The sequence below is a fragment of the Streptomyces sp. NPDC029159 genome (genome assembly GCF_055564055.1).
Genome location: NZ_JBVHWT010000011.1, coordinates 80,370 through 98,551, shown reverse-complemented (window position 1 = coordinate 98,551; position 18,182 = coordinate 80,370). Strand labels below are relative to the sequence as shown.

Genomic DNA, 18,182 nt, shown 5'->3' with positions numbered 1-18,182 from the left:
CGGCCCGGAGCGCACCCGGCGGCTCAGCCCAGGTGCCGGTACTTCCCGCGGAAGTAGGTCAGCGGGCCGTCGTCCTCGGTGGGGGTGGTGGCGGTCAGCACGCGGCCGATGACGAGCGTGTGGTCGCCCGCCGTGACGCGCTGCTCGGTGCGGCACTCCAGGTTCGCGAGGGCGCCGCCGATGAGCGGTGCGCCGGTCGCTTCGCCGATTGTGTGGGGAATGTCCTCGAAGAGCAGTCGGTCGCTGATGCGGCCCTTCATCGCGAACCGTCCCGCAATGTGGCGCTGCGCCTCGGACAGAACCGAAACGGCCCAGAGGGGCTGTTGCGCCAACAGGTCGTCCATCCGGGAGTCGTTGCGAACGCTCACCATCACCAGCGGCGGATCCAGGGACACCGAGACGAACGCGGTGGCGGTCATGCCGACGGCCTCGCCGTGTGCGCCGCTGTCCGGATCGTGCGCGGTGATGAGCACCACGCCGGCGGCGAGGCGGGACAGGGCGGCGCGGAACTCGTCGTTGCTCACCCCACCAGAATGCGGGACCGGAGTGCCCTCCGGCGCGGATGCGAGGCTGACGGTGGGGGCGGGAGCGGTGGGGGTGGGGAGGTCGGCAGCTGCGGCGGTGGGGCTTTTCGTGAACACGCCATGAACGCTAGCGCCGCCCGCTACGGACGCGCATCGGGCCCCGGGACCACCCGCGGCCTAGGTCTGGCGGCCGAGGAGGTCCGTTCGAAAGGGCTTCGCGGAATTTGCGTTCAGAAAGCCTGGAAGAAGGGATTCCCCATTTCCCTCGGCGGCCCTCAACTACACGTCACTGCTTGTGACTTGAGTCACAGCGCCCGAGAATTGTTGACCCTGTGTACCGAGTGGGCAGCTCACTGTGATTCAGTGGCCGTGGAAACGGACGACAAAGAAGTGTGGAGTTGCTGTCGAGGTCTCAGGGAGAGCGAGCGATGGAGGCCGAGTCGGAGCCGTACGTCCGCCTGACGACCTTGCGGCAGCTGCACAAGGTGGTCGCCGAGCTGAACACCGCTCGCAGCCTGGCGGACACCTTGCAGACCGTCGCGGACGGAGTGATCAACGGGCTCGGTTTCGAGCTGGCCGCGGTCAATCTCGTACGGCCGGACGGTGATCTCGTGGTGGCCGCGGTCGCCGGGAGCGCGGGCGCCGAGGCGCTGATGGCCGGGCGGGTCGGCTCACGCGACTCCTGGGAGCGGCGGCTGTCCATGGGCGAGCGCTGGGGCACGCTCTGCTTCGTGCCCTACACCGACGGCTGGGTGCTGGACGACGACGACGTCCCGCAGTGGCACTCCGCCGGGCCCGACCCCACCTTCAACGGCGACTGGCACCCCAGGGACCGCCTCTTCGCCCCCATGCACACCTCGCCCGACGGCAAGGGCGAACTGCTCGGCGTGATCTCCGTGGACCGGCCGCGCAACGGCCGCCGCCCCAATTCCTGGAGCCGTGAGGCGCTCCAGATGTACGCGTTCCAGTCCGCCATAGCGATCAGCAACTCCCGGCTGCGGGCCAACATGCAGCGGGCGCTGGTCCGGCTGGAGCGCGAGCAGCAGGCGCTGCGCGCCAGCGAGGAGTCCTTCCGGCAGGCGTTCGAGTACGCGCCGAGCGGGATGGCCGTCGCCGAGATGGGCGGTGACCAGCACGGACGGCTGCTGCGCACCAACGACGCGCTCTGCCGGCTGCTCGGCCGCCCGGCGTCCGCGATGCGCCGCTACTCCTTCTCCGACCTCGTCCACCCCGACGACATCGGCACCCTGCTGCGCACCTCCGCCGAGGGCGGCCGCGCCGAGCTGCGGCTGGCCCGGCGGGACGGCGCGTACATCTGGGTCTCGCTGCGCAACTCCGTCGTCGCCGACACCGCCGACGGGCCGCGGTTCCTGCTCACCCACGTCGAGGACATCGAGGAGCGCAAGCGGCACGAGCTCCAGCTCGCCCACCGCGCCAGCCACGACGCGCTGACCGGCCTGCCCAACAGCGCCGAGCTGCGGGCCCGCCTCAGCGCCCGGCTGTGCGGGCGGGCGCCGGGCGACGCCGCCGACGCCTACGCGGTCTCCGCCGCCGTCTTCGCCGGGGCCGGCGACCCGACCGCGTATCCGGGGGAGGGCCCGGAGCCGTACGAGGGGCTGGCGGGCATGGAGCGCAGCGTCGGCGGGGCGCTGCCGTACGACCACCATGTGCACACCGTCGCGCCCTCGGACGGGCCGGCGGACGACGGCTCCAAGGGGCTCGCGGTGCTCTTCTGCGACCTCGACGGCTTCAAGTCGATCAACGACCGGTTCGGTCACCACACGGGCGATGCGGTGCTCATCGAGGTCGCCCGGCGGCTGACCAGCGGTGTCCGGGACGGCGACACGGTCGCCCGGCTCGGCGGTGACGAGTTCGTGGTCCTCGCCGACGGTCTGGGCACCGCCGACGCCCAGGATCTCGCCGTCCGGCTGCGGAACGCGATCATCCCGCCGATCCGGGTGGACGGCCGCGCGGTACGGGTCGGCGCCAGCTTCGGCATCAGCTGGGCCGGGTGCGGGATGACCGCCGAAGAGGTGCTGCAATCCGCCGACCAGCGGATGTACGTCGAGAAGCGGTCCCGGGCGAAGGCGAACCGCCGCGCCGGGTGACCGCCGGGGCGCGGCGGCGGCCCGGCGCCGCCCGTCCGGCGGGCCCCGCGGCGCCCCGGGGCCGCCGCTGCCGGGCGCCGGGCGGGCGTACCCGCCGTTCACCGATCCGTAGCGATCTTGTGCCCTGAACAGGCCCGGCGTGCCGTGGTGCGGACGGGGTAGGCTGCGCCGATGCGGCGCGGCGCCGCCGGGGGCTCAAAGTGCAGATGCGCGCGGGGACCGCGCGGGCATCCGGACGCGATAAAGATCGCTGGGGAGTGACACGCAAATGACGGCCGGCAACACGGGCTCGGACACGCCGGGTAACGACGACCCGTTCGGGTACCTCTACCGCTCCGAGGGCGGCGAGGAGGGCGCGGGCGGCGACGGCGCGACCCGGCAGCAGGGCGTGCCACGGACCTCGTACAACCAGGTCCGCGCGGTCGGTGAGCGGCAGTACGGCGGCGCGTCCCAGCAGCCCGGCCACGGCCGGCCGAACGCCACCTACGCGGCGCCTGAGACGCTGCCCGGCGGCGACCGGGCCCGTACGCAGGCCGGGCCGCCCGCGCCGCCGCAGCGCAGCCACAAGGGCCTGCTGATCGGCGCGGTCGCCGTGGTGGGCGTGGTGTGCATAGCGATCGGCGTCGCGATGCTGAACAACTCCGACAAGGACACCACCGACCAGGCGAAGCCCAGCGAGACGGTCAGCACGACCGAGGAGCCGGAGCACAAGCCCGCCGAGAAGCCCAGCAAGGCGCCGCTGCCCAAGGACGACGCGGGCAGCCTGAAGCTCGGGGGCGGCGCCACCACCGCCAAGGACATCCCCGGGGCGCGGTCGGCCGGCGGCGTCTACGTGGGCGGGATGAACACCCCCGGCGCGTCGGCGACGTGGACGCTGAACGTCGAGGAGGACGGCGGGTACAAGATGTGGGTCGGCTACGGCGTGCCCGGTGCGGACCAGAACCTCACGCTGACGGTCAACGGCCAGCGGGACTCCCGGCCGATCAACATGGGGAACTTCACGACCGGCGAGGGCGGCTGGGACAAGTGGATGAAGACCTGGCAGCGGGTGAACCTCAAGAAGGGCAGCAACACCGTCACTCTCTCCTGCGAGGACGGCAACAAGTGCGACGTCAACATCGACCAGCTGTGGCTGGAGAAGAAGATCGCCTGACCGGCGCTCCTCCCGGGGCCCGGGCCGGTCAGCGGCCGGGCGCCGGCGGGCCGGGGAGTTCCGTCACCGCCACCTCCGGCAGCAGCTCCGCGTAGGTCGCCGCGTCGAACTCCCCGGCGGCCTCGGCCCGTACCGTCGCCGCGGACAGCGCGACCGCGCGGGCGAGACGTTCGGGCCATGACAAGTCTTCGACGAGGCCGGAGAGCAGGCCCGCGACCGCCGAGTCACCGGCGCCCGTCGGGTTCCCGGCGATCCGGCGCGGCGGGGCGGCCTGCCAGGCGCCGTCGGCGGTGACCGCGAGCATGCCCTCCGCGCCCAGCGACGCGACGACGGAGTGGGCGCCGCGGCGGCGCGCCTCGCGGGCGGCGCGCAGCGGTTCGGTGGTGCCGGTGAGCGCGGCGAGTTCGTCGGCGTTGGGCTTGGCGAGGTCGGGGCGGGCGGCGAGACCGCGGCGGAGCGGTTCGCCGCTGGTGTCCAGCACGACCGGCACCCCGGCGGTGCGGGCGGCGCGGGCCAGCCGGGCGTAGACGTCGACCGGGACACCCGGCGGCAGGCTGCCGCAGAGCGCCACCGCCCGCGCGTCGGCCAGCAGCTCCCGGTAGGTGCCGAGGAAGGTGTGCCACTCGGCGGGGGAGACGACCGGGCCCGGTTCGTTGAGCTGGGTGGTGTCGCCGGAGGCGGCGTCGACGACGGCGACGGTGCGGCGGGTGGCGCCGCCCACCGGCACCAGCGCGTCGGTGACCTCGCTCTCCTGGGTCAGCAGGGCGCGCAGCGCGTCCCCGGTGCCGCCCCCGGCGAACCCGGTGGCGACGGTGCGGTGGCCGAGCGCGGCCAGCACCCGCGAGACGTTCAGCCCTTTGCCGCCGGGGCGTTCGGCCACGTCGGTGACGCGGTGGGTGGCGTGCGGGGCCAGCCGCGGCACCCGGTAGGTCAGGTCGAGGGCGGCGTTGAGCGTGACCGTGAGGATCATGTTTCCCTCCCGCGCCGGGCCCGGTCGGCCGGTTGCCGGGCGGTGGTGGGCCGGGCGGCCACCGCGGCGGCCACCGGGCCGGGCAACCGCCCCCGGGCGGCCGCGTACGGACAAGTGCGCGAGCGATCATGCCATCGACCGCCGGGATCGGCCCAGACCCGGGGGCTTCGCCGGGCCGTCACCCGCCCGTCGCCGCCCCGCCGCCCGGATGTCGGCGGGGCGGCCCGGTCCCGCGGCGGGTCAGACGCCGGCCGGGCGGACCACCCAGGCGCCGTGCCGCATCACGCCCACGACCTCGTACCCGGCGTCCAGGACGACCAGGTCGGCGTCCTTCCCGGCGGTCAGCGAACCGGTGCGGTCGTCGATGCCCAGCAGCCGTGCGGGATTGGCCGAAAGGGCCTGTACGGCCTGGCCGACCGTCAGGCCGTCGACGGTCAGGGCGCGGCGGAACGCGCGGTCGAGGGTGAGGGTGGAGCCGGCGATGGAGCCCGCGGTGGGGCCGTCGGCGATCCGGGCGACGCCGTCGGTGACGTCCACGGCCATCGGGCCGAGGTGGTACATCCCGTCGGACATGCCCGCCGCGCCCATCGCGTCGGTGATGAACGCGACCCGCCCGGCGCCCGCGTCCCGGAAGGCCATCTGGAGGACGGCCGGGTGCAGATGGGTGCCGTCGTTGATCAGCTCGACGGTGACCCGCTCGTCCTCCAGCAGCGCCAGGACCGGCCCCGGCGCGCGGTGGGCCAGCGTGGGCATCGCGTTGAAGAGGTGGGTGGCGACGGTGGCGCCCGCGTCGATGGCGTCGCGGGTCGCGTCGTACGTCGAGTCGGTGTGGCCGACGGCGGCGAGCACACCGGAGTCGGCGAGCAGCCGTACGGAGTCGAGGCCGCCGGGGAGTTCGGGGGCGACGGTCATCATCTTCGCCCGGCCGTGGCCGGCGGCGACGAGCTTGCGGACGTCGGCCGGGTCCGGGTCGCGCAGCAGCTCGGGCTGGTGGGCGCCGCAGCGGTGCGGGGAGATGAACGGGCCCTCGAAGTGGATGCCGACCAGGTCGCCCTGTTCGGCCAGCTCGGCGAGGACCGCCGCCTGCCGGGCGAGGTCGTCGAGGTCGCCGGTGACGGTGGAGCCGATCATCGAGGTGGTGCCGTGGCGGCGGTGCGCCTCGACGACCCGCAGGCACTCCTCGGGGTCCGCGGAGGAGAAGGAGCCGCCGCCCCCGCCGTGCACATGCATGTCGATGAAGCCGGGCACGACGAGATGGCCCGTCAGATCGGTGTGGTCCGCGGTGGCATCCCCGGGGCCGTCCGGGGCGGGGCCGCCGGACACCTCGGCGATACGGCCGTCCGCGACGGTGATCCGGCCGTCCTCGACGACGCCGGACGGAGTGGCGACGCGGGCGCCGGTCAGGACGGTGCGCCGGTCGCCGGTACGGCCCGCGGATTGTTGCTGTGCCATCAGGCGGAAACCTCCGTGGAGAGAAGATCCCAGGCGAGGAGACCCGCGCCCAGGCAGCCGGCGGCGTCCCCCAGAGCCGCCGGGACGATCGAGGGCAGCCGCTGGAACGTCACTCGCGCGGCGACCGCCTCGCGCAGCGGCACGAAGAGCGTGTCGCCCGCCTCCGCGAGCCCGCCGCCGATGATCAGCGTCTGCGGGTCGAGCAGGGTGAGGCCGGTGACCAGGCCGTCGGCGAGGGCGTCCACCGCGTCCTGCCACACCGCGGCGGCGCGCGGATCACCGGACTCCACGGCCTTCGCCGCGTCCGCCGCGCCCGCCGACGGGTCGCCGCACGCCTCGGCCCAGGCGCGGCCGACCGCCGCGGCGGACGCCACCGTCTCCAGACAGCCGCGCTGCCCGCAGCCGCAGAGCCGCCCGCCGGGCCGTACGACGATGTGGCCGATCTCGCCGGCGCTGCCGTGCGCGCCGGTCTCGATGCGGCCCTCGATGCCGATGGCGCCCGCGATGCCGGTGCCCAGGGGGACGAAGAGGAAGCGTCCGGCGTCGCGTCCGGCGCCGATCCGGCCCTCGGCGAGCCCGCCGGTGCGGACGTCGTGGCCGAGGGCGACCGGGACGCCGCCCAGCCGCTGCGAGAGCAGATCGCGCAGCGGCAGATCGCGCCAGCCGAGGTTGGCGGAGTAGGTGGCGATGCCGGTCCGTTCGTCGACGATGCCGGGGACCGCGACGCCCGCGGCGGCCGCGGGCGTGCCGAAGCGGGACCGGCCGATGTCGCGCAGCTCCGCGGCGAAGCCGAGGACGGCCTCGACCACGGCGTCGGTGCCACGCTCGCGGCCGGTGGGGCGGCGCGCCTCGTAGAGCAGGGTCCCGTCCGCCCCCGCGAGGGCGGCCTTCATTCCGGTGCCGCCCACATCAAGGGCGATGACGTGTCTCACGGGGACAGTTTCGCGCGAGCCGGACCTAAAGGTCTAGTCCACTCGCGCCACGGCCTGCCCTTATCCTTGGTGACACCCCATGGTTCTTACGCCGTAACCCCGTGGTGACCTGCGGAGATCCGTGGTGCCCGGGCCTCGGCGGAGGCTGTGGTGCAGACCTCATACGGTGCGCGCCCCGGGCGCGTACCGCCGTGGCGGTGCAGGGCGATCCCCGATGCCGCACGCGGACCCGGTACCACCATCTATCCGGACAAGGGCGGTAACAGCAGTGCAGCGGCGGTACACGAGCCTGGCGGCGGCGGGAATCGCCACCGCCCTGACCCTCACGTTGAGCGGCTGCGGCGGGGGCCAGGGGCATGTCACCCTCAAGCTCGTCGCCGCGGACTACGGCGACGGCACCGGTCCCGGCTCCCGGCACTACTGGGACCAGCTGACCCGCGCGTTCGAGAAGAAGCACCCCGACATCACGGTCGACGTCGACGTCTACAGCTGGAAGGACGTCGACAAGAAGGTCGCCGACCTGGTCCGGAAGGGTGAGGCGCCCGACCTCGCGCAGATCGGCGCGTACGTGGATTACGCCGCCGACGGCAAGCTCTACAGCGCCGACGAACTGCTCTCCATCCCCGTCCAGGCCGACCTCCAGCCCGCGCTCGCCGAGGCGGGCGAGGTGGGCCGGGTGCAGTACGGCATCCCCTTCGCCGCCAGCACCCGCCGCCTCTTCTACAACAAGAAGCTCTTCGCCGAGGCGGGCATCACCGAGGCCCCGAAGTCCTGGGACGACGTGGCCGAGGACGCCGAACTGCTGAAGAAGCAGGGCGTGAAGACGCCGTACGCGCTGCCGCTCGGCCCGGAGGAGACCCAGGCCGAGACGTTGAACTGGCTGATCAGCGGGGGCGGCGGCTACACCGACGAGCTGGGCAAGTACGCGATCGACTCGCCCGCCAACGTCAAGACCGTCACCTGGCTGCGCGACGAACTCGTCGGCAAGGGGCTGACCGGCGGCGACCCGGCCACCCTCAACCGCGCGGACGCCTTCGCCGGGTTCGCCGACGGCGACGTCGGGATGCTCAACGGCCACCCGGCGCTGATCAAGCAGGCCGAGGCCAAGGGCATCGACTACGGCACCGCCGACCTGCCCGGCAAGAAGGGCCCGGCGGCGTCGACGCTGGGCGTCTCCGACTGGATGATGGCGTTCAAGGAGAACGGCCACCGCGCGCAGGTGGGGAAGTTCCTCGACTACGTCTACGACGAGGCCAACGTGCTGACCTTCTCCCACGACTTCGGTCTGCTGCCGGTCACCACCTCGGGCGCGCAGAAGATGGCGGGCGACCGCCGCTTCGGCCGGCTCCAGGACTTCGTCGGCCCGCTGCGTGACGCGCAGTTCTACCCGGCGAACAAGACGTCGTGGCCGGAGGTCGCCAAGTCCCTCAAGTCGCAGATGGGCGCGGCGGTCGGCCCCAAGGGTGACCCGTCCAGCGTCCTGTCCGACCTCCAGAACACGGCCGACGCGGCGGACACGGCCGGCGGCTGAGCCCGGGGCGGGGCCCGGCCCGGTGCCGCTTCCCGGCCCGGGCTCCGGCCCCGCCTGATTGTCCGACCAGGGGCTTATCGTGGGACGCGTGACGACGCGCGGCGAGGACGGCAGGGGCCCGGGGGCGGACGACGGCACGGCGGCGACCGCCCCGGCCGACGGCTGTCCGGCTTCCGCGTCCCCGGAGAGCGGCCCGGCGCCCGCCCCGGACGGCGGCCCCGAGGCCGGTGCCCCCGGCGAACTCTCCGCCCTGGACAAAGCGGTGCTCGCCGTGGAGCGCCGGTCCTGGCTCGCCTCCGGCCCCAAGGAGCGCCACATCCGCGAGCGCCTCGGCCTCTCCCCGACGCGCTACTACCAACTCCTCAACGCCCTGCTCGACGACCCGCGCGCACTCCGCCACGACGCGGGCACCGTCCACCGGCTCCTGCGGCGGCGGGAGGCCCGGCGGGGGCGGCGCTGAGCGGCGCGGCCCGGACGCGGGCGCTTTCTCCCCCGTACGCCGCGCCCCCGTCCCGGTACCCTCGCCCCATGGGCAGTTCCCCGGACGCCGCATCCTCGCCGGGCCCGGAACCGGGCGCCGACCACTCATCCGCCACGGGCCGCGCGCCCGCCGCCGGTCCGCCGCCGCGCCCCGGCCTCCCCGTACCCCGTACCGCAGCGGGCCGTGACGCGCTGGCCGCGCTGCTGGCCGCGCCGGGGGACGCCGCGCTCGCGGTCGACTTCGACGGGACGCTCGCGGAGATCGTCGACGACCCGGAGGCGGCCCGCGCACACCCCGGGGCCGCGCGGGCGCTGGGCCGGCTGGTGCCCCGGCTGCGCGCCGCCGCCGTGATCACCGGTCGGCCCGCCGCCGTCGCCGTCCGGCTCGCCGGTGTCGACGGTGCCCCGGGCCTGGACCGCCTCACCGTCCTCGGCCACTACGGCGCCGAGCGCTGGGAGGCGGCGACCGGCGCCCTGTACGCCGACGGGCCGCCGCCCGCCGTCGCCGCCGCCGAGGCCGGACTCCCCGACGCCCTCGCCGCGTCCGGCGTCTGGCACGGCCCCTGGACCGCCACCGCCGTCGAGCACAAGGGCGGCCGCGCCCTCGCCGTCCACACCCGGCGCGCCCCCGACCCGCAGGGCGCACTCGACGCCCTGCGCGCCCCCCTGACCGCCCTCGCCACCCGCCACGGTCTCCTCGTCGAACCGGGCCGCTACGTCCTGGAGCTGCGCCCGCCCGGCGTCGACAAGGGCGTGGCGCTCACCGCCTGGCTCCGCGAGACCGGCGCCCGTACGGTCGTCTACGCCGGTGACGACCTGGGGGACCTCGCCGCCTTCGCCGCCGTCGACCGCCTCCGCACCGACCCCGAGGCGCCCGACCGCACCGGCCTCCTGGTGTGCAGCGGCAGCACCGAGGTCCCCGAACTCGCCGCCCACGCCGACCTGGTGGTCGACGGTCCGACCGGAGTCGTCGCCCTCCTCGACGCGCTGGCGGACCGGCTGACGGAGTGACGGGCGGGCGCCGGGCCCGCTCCGGGCCACCGCGTCAGCCGCCCGCCGCGCCCGCCGCCAGCCGCTGGAACGCCGTCGGCGTCGGCCGTTCCGGCAGGAACTCCTTGATCAGCCGTGCGCACTCCGCCGCGGGCACGGCCGTCGTGTCGCAGGTCAGGTCGTAGATCCCGTGCGCATGGACCTGGGCGAACTGGCGGGCGGCGAGCCCTTCGGGGCGGTCGCCGCGGGCCTGTTCGCGGCGCTCCAGCTCTTCCAGCGTGCAGTGGACGCCGACCAGGACGACGTCCTCGGCGGGGAAGAGCGCCAGGCAGTCCCGCAGCCGCCACTCCTCGCTCAGCACATGGTCGACGACCACGTCGTTGCCGCCCGCCGCCATGCCCGCGACCGCCCGGTGGAACCCCATCCAGGTGCGCCGCAGCACCGTCCCCAGCGCCTCCGGGGCGATCTCGCGCCGGGAGCGCATGGCGTGGAAGGCGTCCACGGGCAGATGGAACGCGGGCTCGTCCAGGATCGCCAGCAGCTCCCGCGCGATGCTCGACTTGCCGGAGCTGGACGTCCCGTTGAGGAAGATGATCCGCCCGCGGCGCGGCGGCGGTACGTCACCGTCCGGGAGGAACGGCGGTGCGACGGCAGGGCGTTCGGCGGACATCGGACTCCTCGGGGCCGGTGGACGCACGCCGGTCGGCGGCCCCCTCATGATCCCCAGGGCGCGCCGGGGCCCGACCCCAGGGCCCGCCCTCACCCCCGCAGCGCCGTCAGCTGCTCCGTGAACCACCGGGCCGGCGGCAGCGCCGTTGCCGCGGCGGCCAACCGGGCGCAGCGGCCCGCGCGTTCCTCCTCGGGCATCGACAGCGCCTGGTGCAGCGCGTCCGCCGTCGCGTTGATGTCGTACGGATTGACGCTCAACGCGTCCTCACCCAACTCCTCGTGGGCGCCCGCCTCCCGGGACAGCACCAGCGCACACCCGGCGTCGGAGACCACCGGGACCTCCTTGGCGACGAGGTTCATCCCGTCCCGGATGGGGTTGACGAGGGCCACGTCCGCGAGGCGGTACGCGGCCAGCGAACGCGCGAAATCGTCCTTGACATGCAGCACCACCGGCTGCCAATCAGGCGTGCCGTACGCCGAGTTGATCTCCTCGGCGACGCGCTGCACCTCCGCGGTGTAGTCGCGGTAGACGGCCAGATCCTGGCGCGAGGGGTAGGCGAACGCGAGGTGGACGACGCGCTCGCGCCACTCCGGGCGGTCGGCCAGCAGGCGGCGGTAGGCGTGCAGTCCGCGGACGATGTTCTTCGACAGCTCGGTGCGGTCCACCCGCACGATCGTCCGCCGCCGCTCCGGTCCGTCCCCGCCGCCGATCTGCGCGCGCAGCGCCGTCAGCCGCTCGTCGACGTCCGGGCGGTGCGCCCGCTCCCGCAGGAACTCCGCATCGGCGCCCAGCCCGTACACCCCGATACAGGTGGTGTGCGGCGCCTGTCCCGGGGGCGCGGTGACCACGTGCGGCGCCTCGCCGTCCGAATGGTGGACGGCGCACCGCGCTCCCAGCGTGGCCGTACAGCACGCCACGAACGCCGCCGCCCACCGCTCCGTCAGAAAACCCGCCCGGTCCGCGCCGAGCATCCCGCGGATCAGCCGCTCGCGGATGTCGTCGGGCAGCAGCGCGAAGTACTCCGGCGGCGCCCACGGCGTGTGCGAGAAGTGCCCGATCCGCAGGTCGGGGCGGCGCTCGCGGAGCATCTCGGGGGCCAGTGCCAGGTGGTAGTCCTGGATCAGCACCGCCGCGCCTGGCGCCGCCGCCCGGTCCAGCGCCCCCGCGAACGCCGCGTTGTACGCCTCGTACGCCGCCCACCGCTTCCGGAACTCCGTGTCGAACGACGGCTCCAGCGGTGTCTGGTAGAGCATGTGGTGGATGAACCAGAGCACCGAATTGGCGATGCCGTTGTAGGCGGCGGCGTGCACCTCCGCCGGAATGTCCAGCATCCGGACGCGTTGTCCACCGGTGTCGGCCGCCGGAAGCTCCCCGTCCGCCCGCCGTACCGCCTCCCGGTCACCGTCGCCGAGCGCCGCACACACCCACACCGCATCCGTCTCCGGACCGATCGCCGACAGCCCCGAGACCAGCCCGCCGCCACCCCGCCTCGCGCTCAGCGCGCCGTCCGCGCCGACGGCGTACGAGACCGGGCCGCGGTTGGACGCGACGAGCACCTCGGCGCCGCGCCCCGCGGCCGGCGTCCGGGCAGGGCTGGTACCGCTGGGTTCGGAGGCCATGCCGCGACCCTAGCCCGCACCGGATCGGCGCACACGTACGAATGCGGCCAAGGGAGGGACACCCGCCGCTCCACCGGGTGAGCGCACCGGGTTTTCTCAGGCCGCGCGGCTCGCCGCGTACTCCGGGACCTCCGCCATCGGCGGCCGCTCCTCGGTGTCGACATCGCTCGTCCGGGGGACGAAACCGCCCTCACCGCGCACGAACTGCGTCAGCCGCGGCCGCACCAAATGGCCGCGCGCCAACCGGAGTTGAGCGGTGCGGTAGATCGCCGCGGCCATCCGGCCGAGCGCCTGGCCGTCCTGATGGCGGTGCTTGCGGACCCCGACGTCCACCTGGGCGAGCGCGTCCAGACCGACCGTGTGCAACGCGTCGACCAGCAGCCCCAGCTCCACGCCGTAGCCGACCGGGAACGGCAGCCGCTCCAGCAGCGACCGGCGCGCCGCGTACTCCCCGCCCAGCGGCTGTACGAACCCGGCCAGCTGCGGCCAGTGGAGGTTGAGCAGCGGACGGGCGACCAGTTCGGTGACCCGGCCGCCCTGGCCCGGGCCGCCCCCGGGCGCGCCGCCGGTCTCCAGCGGCCGGTCGTACATCGCCTTCACGAACTGCACGTCCGGATCGGTCAGCAGCGGCCCGACGATCCCGGAGACGAAGGTCGGCGAGAACTCCCGCAGGTCGGCGTCGACGAAGCAGACGATGTCGCCGCGGGTGACCAGCAGCGACCGCCACAGCACCTCGCCCTTGCCGGGCACCGCCGGCAGCCGCGGCAGGATGCTGTCGCGGGCGACCACCCGCGCCCCGGCCGCCGCCGCGACCTCGGCCGTCCGGTCCGTGGACCCGGAATCGAGCACCACCAGTTCATCGACGAGCGGCACCTCCTCGGTCATCAGGGCGGCGCGGACGGCCGCGACGATCGTCCCGACCGTCGCCTCCTCGTCGAGCGCGGGCAGTACGACGCTGACCGTGCGGCCGCTGAGCCGCTTGGCCTCCAGCAGTTGCGGCAGCGGTCGGTCGGCCGCCGACCAGGAGCGACGCCCCAGCCAGCGCTCCACCTCTTCCAGCACGTCTACGACTCCTCGGTGCGCGCCGTCTCGGCGGCGCATGTGATCCATCTCGCGGTTCGGACGACTATCTCTACTGTCAGTGCCGTCGGTTACAGTCTTGAACAACGCGGACGACCGTCGCATGCCGGGGGTCACCGCACCACAAACGCCTGGGTTTCCCCAGCGCCATACCGCTCATCCAGAGGGGCAGAGGGACACGGCCCGTTGAAGCCCCGGCAACCCTCCAGCCGGTCTCGACCGCATCACGCGGCGCGAGGCTCCCGGCTAGGGAAGGTGCCAAATCCGTCTCGTGGCGAAATGCGCCGCGAGGAAGATGAGGAGAAAGGGCCTCGCCTCCATGGCTGCGCAAACTGTTGAAGTCACCGAAAACGCTCCCTCCGTCACTCTCGGTGCTGCCGTCGGTCTCTCCTGTCGCGAATGCGGCGAGCGCTTCCCGCTCGGCCCGATCTTCGCCTGCGCGACCTGCTTCGGTCCGCTGGAGGTGGCCTACGACCTGCCGAGCGGTGACCCGGAGGCGTTGAAGAAGCAGATCGAGGCCGGTCCCCACAACATCTGGCGGTACGCACCGCTGCTGCCCGTCCCCGCGGACGTGGCCGAGAAGCCGAACCTCAACCCCGGCTTCACCAAGCTCGTCAAGGCCGACAACCTCGCCCGTGAGCTGGGCGTCACCGGCGGCCTCTACGTCAAGGACGACTCCGGCAACCCGACGCACTCCTTCAAGGACCGGGTCGTCGCCATCGCGGTCGAGGCGGCGCGCGCCTTCGGCTTCACCACCCTCTCCTGCTCCTCGACCGGCAACCTCGCCGGTGCCGTCGGCGCCGCCGCCCGCCGCGCCGGGTTCCGCTCCTGCGTCTTCATCCCGCACGACCTGGAGGCGGGCAAGGTCGTCATGGCCGCGGTCTACGGCGGCGACCTCGTCGGCATCGAGGGCAACTACGACGACGTCAACCGCTTCTGCTCCGAGCTGATCGGCGATCCGCTCGGCGAGGGCTGGGGCTTCGTCAACGTCAACCTCCGCCCCTATTACGGCGAGGGCTCCAAGACGCTGGCGTACGAGATCTGCGAACAGCTCGGCTGGCGGCTGCCGGACCAGATCGTCATCCCGGTGGCCTCCGGCTCCCAGTTCACCAAGATCGACAAGGGGCTGAAGGAACTGATCACCCTCGGCCTCGTCGAGGAGAAGCCCTACAAGATCTACGGCGCCCAGGCCGAGGGCTGCTCCCCGGTCTCGACCGCGTTCAAGGCCGGCCACGACGTGGTCCGCCCGCAGAAGCCGGACACCATCGCCAAGTCCCTGGCGATCGGCAACCCGGCCGACGGGCCGTACGTCCTCGACATCGCACGCCGTACGGGCGGCGCGGTGGAGGATGTCGACGACGAGCAGGTCGTGGACGCGATCAAGCTGCTGGCGCGGACGGAGGGGATCTTCGCGGAGACCGCGGGCGGCGTGACCGTCGGCGTCACCAAGAAGCTCCTCGAAGCGGGCCTGCTCGACCCGGCCCGCTCCACCGTCATCCTCAACACCGGCGACGGCCTCAAGACGCTTGACGCCGTCGCTCCGACCTCCGGTCCCACGGCCACCATCCGCCCGAGCCTGGACGCGTTCCGCTCGGCCGGTCTGGCCGGCTGAATCCCGGTCGCTCCCCCGGCCGGAAGCCGGCCGATCCGGTCCGTCCGCCGCCGCCCCGCCCGGGGCGCGGCGGCCGGTTCCGCAGACGTATCCGCAGTCGTTGGAAGGCAGAACCCATGAGCGTCAAGGTCCGCATCCCCACCATCCTCCGTACGTACACCGGCGGCGCGTCCGAGGTCAGCGCCGAGGGCGCGACGCTGTCCGAGGTCATCACCGACCTGGAGAAGAACCACCAGGGCATCGCCGCCCGGGTGCTGGACGACGCGGGCAAGCTGCGGCGCTTCGTGAACGTCTACGTCAACGACGACGACGTCCGCTTCGAGCAGGGGCTTGAGACCCCGACGCCGGACGGCGTGGGCATCTCGATCATCCCGGCGGTGGCCGGCGGCTGCTGACACCCGCACCGGAGAGGGGAGCCGCCCGCCCGGGTGGCGAATGGTTCTCGCCATTCCTTTCCCCCGCTGACCGATAATCGCCCCGTCCGGATATCCGGACGGGGCGATTCCGCGTTGTGAAAGGGTCCTGCAAAACGCGATACCATTTCGCCGATCCCCTTCTTCTGCTCGTCGAGCGCGGTGTGGCGGCCTTCTGAACGCCCCGGGATCACGATGAGTTGTGTGCAAAGTGTGTGCGGTGTTTGCGTCCTAAGTTCCTTATGCCCGGCCCGAGTTGCCCGGGAATATTGCCAGTTCTGCGCATATCGCCACTTCTCGCGCCGTCAGAATTCTCGTCCGATTGACCTGTTGCGCTGGGCACCGGTGCGGATACATTCGGCGGCGGTCGACGCGTTCCGGCGCACACCCCACGGGCCATTCGCGGGGTGAGGTCTGACCCGGGTCCGCGGAGTGCGGTCCTGCGAAGGGCCAGTAATAGGGGAGTTAGGCATGGCTCAGGGCACCGTCAAGTGGTTCAACGCGGAGAAGGGGTACGGCTTCATCGCGGTCGACGGTGGTGCGGATGTTTTCGTCCACTACAGCGCGATCCAGATGGACGGCTACCGCACCCTCGAGGAGGGCCAGCGGGTCGATTTCGAGATCTCGCAGGGCCAGAAGGGGCCGCAGGCCGACATGGTCAAGTTGGCGGCCGGCTGAGCGCCGACCGACTGCGCGTCAAGGAGGCCCGCACCCCACGGGGGGTGCGGGCCTCCTGTTGTGCGCGGGTGCGGGGCGTGCGCGAGGGGGCGCAACGTGCCCTCCTTCGGGGAGCACCTTGCACTCGGAGGGGTCGAGTGCTAATCATTGCGTTAGCACTCTCCGAGTGAGAGTGACAGTTTTGGACCGTCGGTGAGGTCCACAGGCGGGGCGGGAAGGAACCGCTCCCTCGGTGGGCCGTCCGTCGCGGGCGCCAGCGCGGTCCGGAGGAAAGAGCCTCCACGCCCCAAAGGCGCGGGAGGTGCCCCCTTCGTCCTGGGAGGACCACTTCACATGGCCAAGATCATCGCGTTCGACGAGGAGGCGCGGCGCGGCCTTGAGCGCGGTATGAACCAGCTCGCCGACGCCGTCAAGGTGACCCTCGGCCCCAAGGGTCGCAACGTCGTCCTGGAGAAGAAGTGGGGCGCCCCCACGATCACCAACGATGGTGTGTCCATCGCCAAGGAGATCGAGCTGGAGGACCCGTACGAGAAGATCGGCGCCGAGCTGGTCAAGGAGGTCGCGAAGAAGACGGACGACGTCGCCGGTGACGGCACGACGACCGCGACCGTCCTGGCCCAGGCGCTGGTCCGCGAGGGCCTCCGCAACGTCGCCGCCGGCGCCAACCCGATGGCCCTCAAGCGCGGCATCGAGACCGCCGTCGAGGCCGTCTCCGCCGCCCTGCTGGAGCAGGCCAAGGACGTGGAGACCAAGGAGCAGATCGCTTCGACCGCCTCCATCTCCGCCGCCGACACCCAGATCGGCGAGCTGATCGCCGAGGCCATGGACAAGGTCGGCAAGGAAGGCGTCATCACCGTCGAGGAGTCCCAGACCTTCGGTCTGGAGCTGGAGCTCACCGAGGGTATGCGCTTCGACAAGGGCTACATCTCGGCGTACTTCGCCACCGACATGGAGCGTATGGAGGCGTCGCTCGACGACCCGTACATCCTGATCGTCAACTCCAAGATCGGCAACGTGAAGGACCTGCTGCCGCTCCTGGAGAAGGTCATGCAGTCCGGCAAGCCGCTGCTGATCATCGCCGAGGACGTCGAGGGCGAGGCCCTGTCGACCCTGGTCGTCAACAAGATCCGTGGCACCTTCAAGTCCGTCGCCGTCAAGGCCCCGGGCTTCGGTGACCGCCGCAAGGCCATGCTCGGCGACATCGCCATCCTCACCGGTGGCACCGTCATCTCCGAGGAGGTCGGCCTCAAGCTGGAGAACGCCGGTCTCGACCTGCTGGGCCGCGCCCGCAAGGTCGTCATCACCAAGGACGAGACCACCATCGTCGACGGTGCCGGTGACAGCGAGCAGGTCCAGGGCCGCGTCAACCAGATCCGCGCCGAGATCGAGAACTCGGACAGCGACTACGACCGCGAGAAGCTGCAGGAGCGCCTGGCGAAGCTCGCCGGCGGTGTTGCGGTCATCAAGGCCGGTGCCGCGACCGAGGTCGAGCTCAAGGAGCGCAAGCACCGCATCGAGGACGCCGTTCGCAACGCGAAGGCGGCCGTCGAGGAGGGCATCGTCGCCGGCGGTGGCGTCGCCCTGCTGCAGGCTTCCAGCGTCTTCGAGAAGCTGGAGCTGGAGGGCGACGAGGCCACCGGTGCCGCCGCTGTGAAGCTGGCCCTGGAGGCCCCGCTGAAGCAGATCTCCGTCAACGGCGGCCTTGAGGGCGGCGTTGTCGTGGAGAAGGTGCGCAACCTGACCGTCGGTCACGGTCTGAACGCCGCCACCGGCGAGTACGTCGACATGATCGCCGAGGGCATCATCGACCCGGCGAAGGTGACCCGTTCCGCGCTGCAGAACGCCGCCTCCATCGCGGCGCTGTTCCTCACCACCGAGGCTGTCATCGCCGACAAGCCGGAGAAGGCCGCCGCGGCGGGCGCTCCGGGCGGCATGCCCGGCGGTGACATGGACTTCTGATCCCTGACCCG

Annotated in this window: 16 protein-coding genes and 1 riboswitch; of the genes, 9 read left to right on the top strand and 7 right to left on the bottom strand. The window is 72.8% G+C overall.

Annotated elements, in window-relative coordinates; translation table 11 throughout:
• Positions 1-23 precede the first annotated feature (23 nt).
• Positions 24-641, bottom strand: a complete 618-nt coding sequence (locus ACZ4U4_RS21595) for a flavin reductase family protein (protein WP_467876712.1) — start codon at positions 639-641, stop codon at positions 24-26.
• A 311-nt stretch (positions 642-952) separates the two neighbouring features.
• On the opposite strand from ACZ4U4_RS21595, the gene cdgB reads away from it, so the two are divergent.
• Positions 953-2,632 (top strand): diguanylate cyclase CdgB, encoded by a 1,680-nt coding sequence (gene cdgB / locus ACZ4U4_RS21590; protein WP_467876710.1) that lies wholly within the window; start codon positions 953-955, stop codon positions 2,630-2,632.
• A gap of 268 nt (positions 2,633-2,900) precedes the next feature.
• The gene (locus ACZ4U4_RS21585; protein ID WP_467876707.1) at positions 2,901-3,785 is read left to right on the top strand and encodes a carbohydrate-binding protein; all 885 of its coding nucleotides are present in this window, start codon (positions 2,901-2,903) and stop codon (positions 3,783-3,785) included.
• Positions 3,786-3,813: 28 nt separating this feature from the next.
• On the opposite strand, the gene pfkB is transcribed toward ACZ4U4_RS21585, so the two are convergent.
• From pfkB to ACZ4U4_RS21570, 3 genes are all read right to left on the bottom strand, one after another.
• Positions 3,814-4,755: a 1-phosphofructokinase gene (pfkB, locus tag ACZ4U4_RS21580; RefSeq protein WP_467876704.1), complete on the bottom strand. Its 942-nt coding sequence runs from the start codon at positions 4,753-4,755 to the stop codon at positions 3,814-3,816.
• A gap of 240 nt (positions 4,756-4,995) precedes the next feature.
• A complete protein-coding gene (nagA, locus tag ACZ4U4_RS21575) occupies positions 4,996-6,207 on the bottom strand; it encodes an N-acetylglucosamine-6-phosphate deacetylase (protein ID WP_467876701.1) in 1,212 nt (403 codons plus the stop codon).
• Positions 6,207-7,139, bottom strand: coding sequence for an ROK family protein (locus tag ACZ4U4_RS21570; protein WP_467876698.1), 933 nt, complete (start codon positions 7,137-7,139; stop codon positions 6,207-6,209). Before ACZ4U4_RS21570 ends, nagA begins: the two co-directional genes overlap by 1 nt.
• 268 nt (positions 7,140-7,407) lie before the next feature.
• Between ACZ4U4_RS21570 and ACZ4U4_RS21565 the strand changes: the two genes are divergently transcribed.
• The 3 genes from ACZ4U4_RS21565 to otsB all read left to right on the top strand — a co-directional run bounded on the left by ACZ4U4_RS21565 (position 7,408) and on the right by otsB (position 10,161).
• Entirely contained in the window at positions 7,408-8,670 is a 1,263-nt protein-coding gene (locus ACZ4U4_RS21565; protein ID WP_467876695.1) for an extracellular solute-binding protein, read from the top strand.
• A gap of 88 nt (positions 8,671-8,758) precedes the next feature.
• Positions 8,759-9,130, top strand: coding sequence for a DUF3263 domain-containing protein (locus tag ACZ4U4_RS21560; RefSeq protein ID WP_467876692.1), 372 nt, complete (start codon positions 8,759-8,761; stop codon positions 9,128-9,130).
• A 68-nt stretch (positions 9,131-9,198) separates the two neighbouring features.
• Positions 9,199-10,161: a trehalose-phosphatase gene (otsB, locus tag ACZ4U4_RS21555; RefSeq protein WP_467876689.1), complete on the top strand. Its 963-nt coding sequence runs from the start codon at positions 9,199-9,201 to the stop codon at positions 10,159-10,161.
• A gap of 34 nt (positions 10,162-10,195) precedes the next feature.
• Here otsB and ACZ4U4_RS21550 read toward each other — a convergent pair whose 3' ends face one another.
• The 3 genes from ACZ4U4_RS21550 to ACZ4U4_RS21540 form a co-directional block, all read right to left on the bottom strand.
• Entirely contained in the window at positions 10,196-10,810 is a 615-nt protein-coding gene (locus ACZ4U4_RS21550) for a chloramphenicol phosphotransferase CPT family protein (RefSeq protein WP_467876686.1), read from the bottom strand.
• 89 nt (positions 10,811-10,899) lie between these two features.
• Positions 10,900-12,429, bottom strand: a complete 1,530-nt coding sequence (locus tag ACZ4U4_RS21545; RefSeq protein WP_467876683.1) for an alpha,alpha-trehalose-phosphate synthase (UDP-forming) — start codon at positions 12,427-12,429, stop codon at positions 10,900-10,902.
• A gap of 96 nt (positions 12,430-12,525) precedes the next feature.
• Complete coding sequence (locus ACZ4U4_RS21540) at positions 12,526-13,491, bottom strand: glucosyl-3-phosphoglycerate synthase (RefSeq protein ID WP_467876680.1); 966 nt, start codon at positions 13,489-13,491, stop codon at positions 12,526-12,528.
• 171 nt (positions 13,492-13,662) lie between these two features.
• Positions 13,663-13,811, top strand: a riboswitch (SAM riboswitch).
• A 17-nt stretch (positions 13,812-13,828) separates the two neighbouring features.
• Between ACZ4U4_RS21540 and thrC the strand changes: the two genes are divergently transcribed.
• The 4 genes from thrC (at position 13,829) to groL (ending at position 18,171) form a co-directional block, all read left to right on the top strand.
• Positions 13,829-15,121 (top strand): threonine synthase, encoded by a 1,293-nt coding sequence (gene thrC / locus ACZ4U4_RS21535; RefSeq protein WP_467876678.1) that lies wholly within the window; start codon positions 13,829-13,831, stop codon positions 15,119-15,121.
• A 116-nt stretch (positions 15,122-15,237) separates the two neighbouring features.
• Complete coding sequence (locus ACZ4U4_RS21530) at positions 15,238-15,516, top strand: MoaD/ThiS family protein (RefSeq protein ID WP_467876675.1); 279 nt, start codon at positions 15,238-15,240, stop codon at positions 15,514-15,516.
• 489 nt (positions 15,517-16,005) lie between these two features.
• Complete coding sequence (locus tag ACZ4U4_RS21525; RefSeq protein WP_030285851.1) at positions 16,006-16,212, top strand: cold-shock protein; 207 nt, start codon at positions 16,006-16,008, stop codon at positions 16,210-16,212.
• 333 nt (positions 16,213-16,545) lie between these two features.
• Positions 16,546-18,171 (top strand): chaperonin GroEL, encoded by a 1,626-nt coding sequence (gene groL, locus ACZ4U4_RS21520; protein WP_030285850.1) that lies wholly within the window; start codon positions 16,546-16,548, stop codon positions 18,169-18,171.
• The last annotated feature ends 11 nt before the right edge of the window (positions 18,172-18,182 follow it).

What these genes read in the sequence shown, in the direction of transcription:
- ACZ4U4_RS21550 (WP_467876686.1), bottom strand. Translation starts at nt 10,810, where the DNA reads ATGTCCGCCGAACGCCCTGCCGTCGCACCGCCGTTCCTCCCGGACGGT.
- nagA (WP_467876701.1), bottom strand. Translation starts at nt 6,207, where the DNA reads ATGGCACAGCAACAATCCGCGGGCCGTACCGGCGACCGGCGCACCGTC.
- otsB (WP_467876689.1), top strand. Translation starts at nt 9,199, where the DNA reads ATGGGCAGTTCCCCGGACGCCGCATCCTCGCCGGGCCCGGAACCGGGC.
- groL (WP_030285850.1), top strand. Translation starts at nt 16,546, where the DNA reads ATGGCCAAGATCATCGCGTTCGACGAGGAGGCGCGGCGCGGCCTTGAG.
- ACZ4U4_RS21530 (WP_467876675.1), top strand. Translation starts at nt 15,238, where the DNA reads ATGAGCGTCAAGGTCCGCATCCCCACCATCCTCCGTACGTACACCGGC.
- thrC (WP_467876678.1), top strand. Translation starts at nt 13,829, where the DNA reads ATGGCTGCGCAAACTGTTGAAGTCACCGAAAACGCTCCCTCCGTCACT.
- pfkB (WP_467876704.1), bottom strand. Translation starts at nt 4,755, where the DNA reads ATGATCCTCACGGTCACGCTCAACGCCGCCCTCGACCTGACCTACCGG.
- ACZ4U4_RS21585 (WP_467876707.1), top strand. Translation starts at nt 2,901, where the DNA reads ATGACGGCCGGCAACACGGGCTCGGACACGCCGGGTAACGACGACCCG.
- cdgB (WP_467876710.1), top strand. Translation starts at nt 953, where the DNA reads ATGGAGGCCGAGTCGGAGCCGTACGTCCGCCTGACGACCTTGCGGCAG.
- ACZ4U4_RS21525 (WP_030285851.1), top strand. Translation starts at nt 16,006, where the DNA reads ATGGCTCAGGGCACCGTCAAGTGGTTCAACGCGGAGAAGGGGTACGGC.
- ACZ4U4_RS21545 (WP_467876683.1), bottom strand. Translation starts at nt 12,429, where the DNA reads ATGGCCTCCGAACCCAGCGGTACCAGCCCTGCCCGGACGCCGGCCGCG.